Below are 9,666 nucleotides of genomic sequence, written 5' to 3'. Positions count from 1 at the left end.
GGCCGGACTCGAACCGGCACGGCCTATACGGCCTAGAGATTTTAAGTCTCCTGTGTCTACCATTCCACCACGCAGGCCAACGGGGCTTGCCTAAACCGAGTAGCGGATAAAAACAATCCGCAAGTTGCGCGGGAAAGAAGAGAATATGACCGTCAAACGCATCACAGCCACTCTCAACGCACCGTCGATCCCCGACTTACGCGCTTTTTATGAAGATTTGTTTGGCCTGACACCACAAATGGATCTTGGCTGGCTTCTCACGCTCGACGCAGACGCACATACCCCCGCACAGGTTAACCTCGCCACGTCAGGCGGTGAAGGCACCCCTGTGCCCGAGCTAAGCATTGAGGTGGATGATGCCGAGATCTATGCCGAAAAGGCACGCGCGCTTGGATATGATATTCTTTATGGCCCAGAGCGTGAAAGCTGGGGAGTGCATCGTTTCATGCTGCATGACCCCGCGGGCAATTTGATCAACGTGATGTCTCACCTCTAAAGGTCGTCACCGTGCGGCGCATCTATGCCTTGCATATTCGGGTCAGCCAGCATGTGGCGCTCGGGCAACCACGGGTTCAGCCCAAGAGCAACCTCAAGGTCAGCGCGCGCCTCACCAAGCCTCCCAACGGCATAATAACTGAGCGCGCGGCCGGTCAGAGCGCCTGTGTGCGTGGGCGACAGCTCCAATGCACGTGTAAGATCGGGCAAAGCAGCATCATAATCCTGTCGGATAAAATTGATAAAGGCGCGCTGGTTGTAGCCCTCGGCATAGTCAGGGCAGTACTCAACCAACCTATCAAAATCGCCCAGTGCCCCGACGAGATCAAACGAGGCGCGCTTGCGCATACCACGGTTGAGGATCTCTTGTGCCGCCTCATCAGGCGCATCTGTCCAGAGCTCCCACATCTTGTTGCTGATCGGGGCTGCGTGCATCTCGTTTTTGGCCACGCGCACCTCTTCTACCAGCTCGGCCAGGCGCACCGCATGGTCAGGTGCCTCTGGGCACGTTTCAGCCAGCGCGGGCTGCACAAGCATGAGCGATAACAACAAGGATCTCATGGTCTGAGCATGACACAAGTTCTCACTCGGTCAAATAACATCCGCGAGAGTGGTCTCTTTCACCGCCTGCATCGCCACATAAGTTGAGGTCGAAGAGACATACGGCAGCGTTGAAATTTGCTCAGCCATAACAATTCGGTAGTCATTCATATTATGGGTCCGCACCTTGAGAAGGTAGTCAAAGTTCGCAGCCATCAGATGCACCTGTTCAATTTGCGGGATCTTGGAGACAGCCGCGTTAAACGCGGCAAGCGCCTTTTCACGCGTATCAGACAAGCGCACTTCCACAAACGACACATGATCCAAGCCTAAGCGGATCGGGTCAAACAGCGCCTTATAACCCGTGATGACCCCCGTCTGTTCCAGCCGTTTGAGCCGCGCTTGCGTCGGTGATTTTGAAAGCCCGATGCGCTGCGCCAACTCTGTCACAGGGATGCGTCCGTCAGAGGCCAGCACCGAGAGAATCTTCCAATCAAACGCATCCAGCTCTATTTGCCCTTTAGGTGGTGAATTTGAAGTCATTTCGCTCCGCCTTTCATCCAATATCAGGAATATCGCCCGACAACTCAACGATACATAGGACAAAATGGAGGAGCTTGCCATGCCTAAGAACCCACTTCGCACAGCCATCAGCGCCAATATGTACGCCGATGAAGCCAAGACGCTTGAACGCCTGATTGAAGAGGCAGGTCTCTCGCACGAAACGCGCACGCGCATTTCAGCAGACGCCGCCACCCTTGTGCGCGGCATTCGCGAAAGCTCCGATCCGGGCATGATGGAGGTTTTCCTCGCCGAGTACGGCCTCTCCACCGATGAGGGTATCGCGCTCATGTGCCTTGCCGAAGCGCTCCTGCGCGTGCCCGATGCCGAAACGATTGATGCGCTGATTGAAGACAAAATCGCGCAATCAGACTGGGCCAGCCACTTGGGCGAGAGCACGTCGCCACTGGTCAACGCCTCCACATGGGCTCTCATGCTCACAGGCAAAGTGCTGGATGAGCCTGCCCCCGGCATCATCGGCTCGTTGCGCGGTGCCGTAAAGCGCTTGGGCGAGCCTGTGATCCGCACAGCCGTGGGCCGCGCGATGAAAGAAATGGGTCGCCAGTTTGTTCTGGGCGAAACGATTGTGGGCGCTATGGAGCGCGCCGCCAAGATGGAAGCCAAGGGCTACACCTACAGCTATGACATGCTCGGCGAAGCCGCGCGCACCGAGGGCGACGCAAAGCGCTACCACCTGGCCTACTCCCGCGCGATCACAGCTATCGCGCAGGCCTGCACACATGCCGAAATCCGCGAAAACCCCGGCATCTCGGTCAAGCTTTCAGCGCTACATCCGCGCTATGAAGAAGCCCAACGCGCCCGCGTGATGGATGAGCTGGCCCCGCGCCTACGCTCGCTCGCGCTGCTCGCCAAATCGGCGGGCATGGGCCTCAATGTCGATGCCGAAGAAGCCGACCGCCTCGCCATTTCGATGGATGTGATCGAAGAAGTCCTGTCAGAGCCTGCTCTAGCGGGCTGGGACGGCTTTGGTGTGGTTGTACAAGCCTACGGGCAACGCGCAGGCGACGCCATCGCGCTGTTGAACGCCCTCGCCGAGCGGCTTGACCGCCGCATCATGGTCCGCCTCGTCAAAGGTGCATACTGGGACACCGAGGTAAAACGCGCCCAGGTTGAAGGCGTAGAGGGCTTCCCTGTTTTCACAGCCAAGCCAGCGACAGATGTGAGCTATATCGCCAATGCAAAGAAGCTTCTGGGCATGACCGCGCGCATCTACCCGCAGTTTGCAACGCATAATGCACACACTGTGGCGGCTGTGCTCGACATCGCCAAAGATATGGGCGTGAGCAATGACGCCTACGAATTCCAGCGTCTGCACGGCATGGGCGAAGCCTTGCATGATATCGTGCTCAAAGAGCGCGGCACGCATTGCCGCATCTACGCCCCTGTCGGTGCACACCGTGATCTGCTCGCCTATCTCGTGCGCCGCTTGCTGGAAAATGGTGCCAATTCAAGCTTTGTAAACCAGATCGTCGACGAGGACGTGCCCGCTGAGGAAGTCGCCACCTGCCCGTTTGAGGCCTTGGCCGCAGCTCAGCCGGATATCACCGAAGGGCCAGAGCTTTTCGCGCCCGAGCGCGTCAACTCCAAGGGTTTTGATATCACACATGAGCCAACGCTTTCGCGCATCGAAAAGGCGCGCAAGCCCTTTGCCACCCATGTCTGGGAGGCTGGGCCAATCCTTGCTGGCAAAGCCAAGCCACAAAAGCCCCATCCGGTGCTCAACCCCGCCAACCCTGCAGACACAGTGGGGCAAGTGGCCTTTGCGTCACCAGCAGATGTGGACACCGCGATAAAGGCTGCGAGAGAATGGAACACAACACCGGCGGAGCGCGCGAAAGTCCTGAACAAAGCCGCCGACCTCTATGAAAAGCACTTCGGCGAGCTTTTCGCGCAACTCGCGCGCGAAGCGGGCAAGATCATGCTCGACCAGGTCGGCGAGCTCCGCGAAGCGGTCGACTTCTTGCGCTACTACGCCGCCAACGCGCCCCATGACGCGCCCGTAGGCACGTTCACCTGCATCAGCCCATGGAACTTCCCGCTGGCGATCTTCACTGGGCAGGTTTCAGCCGCGTTGGCCGCTGGCAACGCTGTGTTGGCAAAGCCCGCCGAGCAGACATCCCTCATAGCCTACCGTGCGGTGCAGCTCTTGCACGAGGCGGGTGTGCCAGCCCACGCCCTCCAGCTCCTTCCCGGAGCAGGCGACATCGGCGCAGCCCTGACATCTGACGCGCGCATCGGCGGTGTTGCCTTTACGGGCAGCACAGAAACAGCCTTGCTCATACGCCGCGCCATGGCCGACAATCTCGCGCCCGGCGCACCGTTCATTGCCGAAACAGGCGGCTTGAACGCGATGATCGTGGATTCAACTGCGCTGCCCGAGCAAGCGGTACAGGCGATTGTTGAAAGCGCCTTCCAGTCTGCTGGCCAGCGCTGCTCGGCTCTGCGCTGCCTGTATGTGCAAGACGATATCGCCGAGAGCCTCACCCATATGCTCAAAGGCGCAATGGACGAGCTCTCGATGGGCGCACCATGGCTTCTCAGCACCGATGTCGGCCCCGTGATCGACGAAGACGCGCGCGCAGGGATTGCTGCGCACATAGAAACCGCCCGCAGCGAAGGCCGCCTTTTGCACGAACTGCGCACGCCCAACTCGGGCACATTCATCGCGCCCTCGCTCATCAAGGTTGGCGGCATCACGGACATGGGCCAAGAAATTTTCGGGCCCGTGCTGCACCTCGCGACCTTCAAATCAGGCGAACTCGATGCTGTGGTCGAAGCCATCAACGCAACGGGATACGGCCTCACTTTCGGCCTGCAAACCCGCATTGATGATCGCGTCCAGCACATCTGCGAGCGCATCCATGCCGGCAATATCTACGTCAACCGCAACCAGATCGGTGCAATCGTAGGCAGCCAACCTTTTGGTGGAGAAGGTCTCTCTGGCACAGGGCCAAAAGCAGGCGGGCCAAACTACCTGCCGCGTTTTGTGCGCCCTGAGCCGCAAACCGCAGCAGGCACATGGGGAAGCACCATGACAGCCCAAGCCATGCAAAGCGCCATTGCAGCCACACCCGCAGGGCAAGCCGCACAAACCATGGTGATGCCTGGCCCAACGGGCGAGTCCAACAAACTGAGCCTTGAAGCCCGCGCGCCACTGCTCTGCCTGGGGCCAAGCGCTGAAGCCGCCGAAGCACAGGCCGCCATGGTACGCGGCCTTGGCGGACGTGCCGCAAAGGCGACAGGCCAATTGCCGGCAGATGCGCTCGAAAACCTGACAGGGTTTTCGGGTGTGCTGTTCTGGGGCGACGATGCCGAGGCCCGCAGCTATGAACAAGCTCTTGCAAACCGCAATGGCGCGATCACCCCACTGATCACAGGTGCCCCTGATGTGGCGCGCGTGATGGGCGAGCGGCATGTCTGCGTTGACACAACCGCCTCAGGCGGCAATGCCGCGCTTCTGGCCGGACAAGGATAAAGGGCTTCAAATTGCGCCTCGCGCAATCAGGCCAGCTGGGGGAGCTTTTCTCCCCCAGCCCTTCTCAAGGTATTTCCCCCTAAAGCAGCCAACCCCGCAGTTTGCGCTTTTCGCCGTGCCGCTTTGCTTCTAGCCTTGCTGCATGTTTCCATTTCGCGACCATAACCCGAGCGGGCGCACGCCCTTTGTGACATACGCGCTGATCGCGGTGAATATCGCCGTCTTCTTGAGCTATTGGCATTTGTTTGCTGATCCGCGCGCGCTCAACAACTTTTACTTTCAATACGCGCTCATCCCGGCAGCCGTCAGCACAGGGCAGGGCTTTGAGGGCCTGTTCACCTCGATGTTCCTCCACGGAGGCCTGATGCACCTTGGCGGCAACATGCTATTTCTCTGGATCTTCGGCGACAATATGGAAGACGAAATGGGGCATCTGGGCTTCCTTGCCTTCTACATCATGGCAGGGCTTTTGGCGGGCTTTGTGCATGTGGTCTTTGCCCCGGGCTCTGCCGTGCCAACAGTCGGAGCCTCTGGCGCAATTGCAGGTGTCATGGGCGGCTACCTTTTGCTGTTCCCGCGCGCCAAGGTCGATATCCTGCTGATCATCGTGATCTTCTTCCGCGTGTTCACCCTTCCCGCATGGATCATGCTGCTGATCTGGTTTGGCATGCAGTTCTTTGGCGGCTTGTCCGCTGACCCGAACACAGGCGGCGTCGCCTATTGGGCCCACGCAGGTGGCTTTGTTGCAGGCATTGCGCTGACCTTTCCGCTGTTCTTGCGTCTCGGCGGGCCGCGCTTCTGGCATACGAACGACTTTCACCCGCCTCACCCCGAGGCAAAATATGACCGCTCCAGCATCCCAACCATAAGGCGGCGCAGATGACACAGCCACACAAGCTCACATGCCATTGCGGTGCCGTTGAACTTCAGGTTGTTCTCAGTGACGGGCTCAACACAGCACGGCGCTGCGACTGTTCGTTTTGCCGCCGCCGTGGGGCCGTTGCAGTCAGCGCGCCGCTCGACGGGATCACGATTGTCAAAGGGGAGGACAATCTGACCCTCTACCAATGGGGCACGATGACAGCCAAACACTACTTCTGCAAAACCTGCGGTACCTACACGCACCACCAGCGGCGCTCGAACCCCAACCAATACGGCGTCAATATGGGTGCACTGGAGGGGGTTAACCCTTCAGAACATGATCCGATTCCATGGGCGGATGGCGTAAACCACCCCTCTGATCGTTAAGTTAAGTGTTGCGGATAAGCTTGCAGAGCGGGTCAAACATGCCTTCGTTCGCACAGATGATCTCACCGCTGTCCAGAATACCTGCTTCAGGGTCAATCGCTTCGGCGAAGCCGCCAGCTTCCCGCACGATGAGCATACCAGCAGCCAAATCCCACTCGCTCAAGCCACGCTCCCAAAAGCCGTCATAGCGGCCCGCAGCCACGTAGGCCATATCAAGCGAAGCCGCACCCCAGCGGCGCACACCGGCGCAGCCGGGCAGAACGCGCGCAAGGTCTTTCAACGTCGCGGGCAAATCACCATGGCCTGAAAATGGCAAACCTGTCGCAAACACACATTCGTTCATGCGGCGGCGGCCCGAAACGCGCAGACGGCGGGCGTGGTCCTGCCATGCGCCTGAACCTTTTTCAGAATAGAACATCTCGTCTTTGGCCGGATCATAGATCACAGCCGAAACGACTTCGCCCTTGTGCTCAAGCGCGATCGAGATCGCCCAATGCGGCATCCCGTGCAAAAAGTTGGTCGTGCCATCAAGCGGGTCAACGATCCAGCGGCGCGTCGGGTCTTGGCCCTCTTCAACGCCGCCTTCTTCAGCCACCCAGCCATACGTCGGCCGCGCGCCCATCAGCTCTTCCTTGATGATCGCCTCCGAGCGCAAGTCTGCTTTGCTCACAAAGTCGCCTGCGCCTTTCATCGAAACCTGAAGCGCTTCGACTTCGCGAAAATCCTTCACAAGGCTTCGGCCCGCTTTACGGGCGGCTTTGATCATCACGTTAAGATTCGCGCTGCCTTGCATGGCTTAGGCTCCTTGAGGGGTATCAAACCGCGGCTATACGCCTTGGCTGCGCTTCACGCAACCCATTCAGCCTCTTTGGAGCCTGATCGGTATTTCACGCGCCAATTTTAGGAAATGCGCCAAGAACGGCAGGCTCACGTCATCTTCTCGCACCGCCGCATAAAGACGCTTGGTCTTTCCCTCTGCTGTCAGAGGGCGTGTGATGTAATCGGCCGAGCTCTTCACCTCGCGCAAAACCCAGTCAGGCAACACAGAAACACCGCGCCCCGCCGCAACCAACATCAGGATAACAGCCGTCAACTCAACCTGCCGCACGGCCAGCGGCTCAACTTTGGCAGGGCCGAGCAACTCCGAAAAGATATCGAGCCGCGCACGCTCGACCGGATAGGTGATCAGCGTTTCACCCCGAAAATCTTCTGCCTCGACATAGGGCTTTTCGGCCAGCCTGTGCTTGGACGCCGCGACAAACACGGGCGCATAGTCAAACAGCGGCACAAACTTGATGCCTTTCAGCCTCTCAGGATCTGATGAAATCACCACATCGACCTCCTCGCGCATGAGCGCGGGCAAGGCCTCGAAGGCAAGACCCGGGCGGATATCGACATCCACCTCAGGCCACGGCGCGCGAAACTGCTCAAGCACAGGAAAGAGCCACTCAAAACAAGCGTGACACTCAATCGCAATATGCAGTCGCCCTGCGGAACCCTGACGCAGCCCCATAAACTCGGCCTCAAGCGCGGCAATCTCGGGCAAAACCTTCTCTGCCACGCGCAACAGGCGCTGCCCTGCGGCTGACAGCTTCATCGGCTTTGAGCGGCGCACAAACAGCTCGACACCCGCCTGATCCTCAATTCCCTTGATCTGGTGAGAGAGCGCCGACTGCGTGATATGCAACCGCTCAGCAGCACGGGCGAGACCGCCCTCTTCATAGATGGCTTGAATCGTGCGCAAATGGCGAAACTCAATATGCATATGTGAGCAGGCCTCATGATTGTGTTGAGAGTTATGAGTTTGTCTCACATTCATTTTACGGGCACAAGAGGGCAACCGCCATGAAAGGCTACGCCATGACACCCGAAGTCTCGTTTGAATTCTTCCCTCCGAAAAACCTTGAAGCCGCCTTCCGCTTGCACGAAGCCGTGCAATCGCTTGCCCCTCTTGCGCCACGGTTTGTCTCGGTCACATATGGCGCAGGCGGAACAACCCGCGCACTCACCCGCGAAGCCGCTGAAACGCTTCACAAAACAGCCGGTCTGCGCGTCGCAGCACACCTTACTTGTGTGGATGCAACCCGCGCCGAAACACTCGACATTGTGCAGAGCTACGCCAAAGCAGGCATCAAAGATATCGTCGCATTGCGCGGCGATGCACCCAAAGGCGCGACCCGCTTTGAAGCCCACCCCGAGGGCTTTGCCTCCTCCGTCGAACTGATCGCCGCACTCAAAGCGGCAGGCGATTTCAACATTCGCGTGGGAGCCTACCCAGAGCCACACCCCGAAGCCACGTATGAAGGTGCCGACATCGACCACCTCAAACGCAAGTTTGACGCGGGCGCCGATGAAGCCATCACCCAGTTTTTCTTTGCGCCAGAGCCGTTCCTGAGGTTCCGTGACGCTTGTGCAAAAGCAGGCATCGACGGCATGATCACCCCGGGCATCATGCCCATCGAAAACTGGACAGGCGCGAAGCGCTTTGCCGCAAGCTGCGGGGCCAGCATCCCGGCCGAGCTTGACGATGCCTTCGCCAAGGCTGCCCGCGACGGGCGCGAAGAGCTGCTCGCCACGGCTCACGCCACCGAGCTATGTGACATTCTCATGCTCGAGGGCGTTGAGCGCTTCCACTTCTACACCCTCAACCGCCCCACCCTGACGCGTGACGTCTGCCTTGCCCTCGGCATCGCCCCACACGCCAGCCTGCGCAACGTGGCGTAAATATTGCAAGCCCACCATGGGCGCTCTAGCGTTTTAGGACACAAGAGCGGAGCGCCCATGAGCCAGAAACGATACGTAGCCGAAACACTGGCAGACCTACCCGATATGGAAGCAACGCTTGCCCGCTCGGGCCTTGAGTTCATGCAAGATGTGCGCGACGGCAAGCTTGCAGGCCCACCCATCGGCGCGCTAATGGGCTTTTGGCCAACGCGCGTGGAAGAAGGCAAAGTCATCTTCACAGGCACACCCGAATTCAAAGCAACCAACCCGATGGGCACAGTCCATGGCGGCTGGTACGGCACCATTCTCGACAGCTGCATGGCCTGCGCAGTGATGACGCTTGTGCCCAAAGGCTCTGTTTATACCACGCTTGAATACAAGGTGAATATCCTGCGCCCCATACCACTGGGCACCGAAGTCGAAGCGATTGGCATCTGCCAGCACGCGGGCCGCTCCACGGGCATTGCCAATGGCGAAATCAGAGGTGTTTGCGACGGCAAGCTCTATGCCACAGGCTCGACAACCTGCATTATCATGAAGATGACATAAAAAGATTGCGCCTTGGCTTTGCCAAAGCGCTCTGGCGGGGGCCAGCCCCCGCA

10 protein-coding genes and 1 tRNA gene are annotated in these 9,666 nt (G+C 59.0%); 6 read left to right on the top strand and 5 right to left on the bottom strand.

The window, feature by feature from the left end; translation table 11 throughout:
* A tRNA-Leu gene (locus ACTG3X_RS05865) sits at positions 1–69 on the bottom strand.
* Between the two features lie 76 nt (positions 70–145).
* On the opposite strand from ACTG3X_RS05865, the gene ACTG3X_RS05860 reads away from it, so the two are divergent.
* Positions 146–496 carry a VOC family protein gene (locus ACTG3X_RS05860; RefSeq protein ID WP_439110306.1) on the top strand — a complete coding sequence of 117 codons (351 nt, stop codon included), beginning with the start codon at positions 146–148 and terminating at the stop codon, positions 494–496.
* On the opposite strand, the gene ACTG3X_RS05855 is transcribed toward ACTG3X_RS05860, so the two are convergent.
* Positions 493–1,056, bottom strand: coding sequence for a tetratricopeptide repeat protein (locus ACTG3X_RS05855; RefSeq protein WP_439110305.1), 564 nt, complete (start codon positions 1,054–1,056; stop codon positions 493–495). The two genes, ACTG3X_RS05860 and ACTG3X_RS05855, sit on opposite strands and share 4 nt — an antisense overlap.
* A 30-nt stretch (positions 1,057–1,086) precedes the next feature.
* Positions 1,087–1,578, bottom strand: coding sequence for an Lrp/AsnC family transcriptional regulator (locus ACTG3X_RS05850; protein ID WP_439110304.1), 492 nt, complete (start codon positions 1,576–1,578; stop codon positions 1,087–1,089).
* 79 nt (positions 1,579–1,657) lie between these two features.
* On the opposite strand from ACTG3X_RS05850, the gene putA reads away from it, so the two are divergent.
* The 3 genes from putA to ACTG3X_RS05835 all read left to right on the top strand — a co-directional run bounded on the left by putA (position 1,658) and on the right by ACTG3X_RS05835 (position 6,340).
* Positions 1,658–5,092, top strand: a complete 3,435-nt coding sequence (putA, locus tag ACTG3X_RS05845) for a bifunctional proline dehydrogenase/L-glutamate gamma-semialdehyde dehydrogenase PutA (protein WP_439110303.1) — start codon at positions 1,658–1,660, stop codon at positions 5,090–5,092.
* A gap of 142 nt (positions 5,093–5,234) precedes the next feature.
* Positions 5,235–5,975 (top strand): rhomboid family intramembrane serine protease, encoded by a 741-nt coding sequence (locus ACTG3X_RS05840; RefSeq protein WP_439110302.1) that lies wholly within the window; start codon positions 5,235–5,237, stop codon positions 5,973–5,975.
* Positions 5,972–6,340 carry a GFA family protein gene (locus tag ACTG3X_RS05835; RefSeq protein ID WP_439110301.1) on the top strand — a complete coding sequence of 123 codons (369 nt, stop codon included), beginning with the start codon at positions 5,972–5,974 and terminating at the stop codon, positions 6,338–6,340. Before ACTG3X_RS05840 ends, ACTG3X_RS05835 begins: the two co-directional genes overlap by 4 nt.
* A gap of 1 nt (position 6,341) precedes the next feature.
* Here the strand turns inward: ACTG3X_RS05835 and ACTG3X_RS05830 are convergent, their stop codons facing one another.
* Together ACTG3X_RS05830 and ACTG3X_RS05825 are read right to left on the bottom strand one after the other, a co-directional pair.
* On the bottom strand, positions 6,342–7,133 hold the full coding sequence (locus ACTG3X_RS05830; protein ID WP_439110300.1) for an inositol monophosphatase family protein: 792 nt from the start codon (positions 7,131–7,133) through the stop codon (positions 6,342–6,344).
* 66 nt (positions 7,134–7,199) lie between these two features.
* Positions 7,200–8,105, bottom strand: coding sequence for a LysR family transcriptional regulator (locus ACTG3X_RS05825; RefSeq protein ID WP_439110299.1), 906 nt, complete (start codon positions 8,103–8,105; stop codon positions 7,200–7,202).
* Positions 8,106–8,185: 80 nt separating this feature from the next.
* On the opposite strand from ACTG3X_RS05825, the gene metF reads away from it, so the two are divergent.
* Positions 8,186–9,064 (top strand): methylenetetrahydrofolate reductase [NAD(P)H], encoded by an 879-nt coding sequence (gene metF / locus ACTG3X_RS05820; protein ID WP_439110298.1) that lies wholly within the window; start codon positions 8,186–8,188, stop codon positions 9,062–9,064.
* A 57-nt stretch (positions 9,065–9,121) separates the two neighbouring features.
* Complete coding sequence (locus ACTG3X_RS05815) at positions 9,122–9,613, top strand: PaaI family thioesterase (RefSeq protein WP_439110297.1); 492 nt, start codon at positions 9,122–9,124, stop codon at positions 9,611–9,613.
* Positions 9,614–9,666: the final 53 nt, after the last annotated feature.

The organism is Lentibacter sp. (assembly GCF_965658795.1).
In the GTDB taxonomy this organism is placed as follows: domain Bacteria; phylum Pseudomonadota; class Alphaproteobacteria; order Rhodobacterales; family Rhodobacteraceae; genus Lentibacter.
Note: the sequence above shows the minus strand (reverse complement) of the source record. Positions and strands in the feature narration are given on the sequence as shown.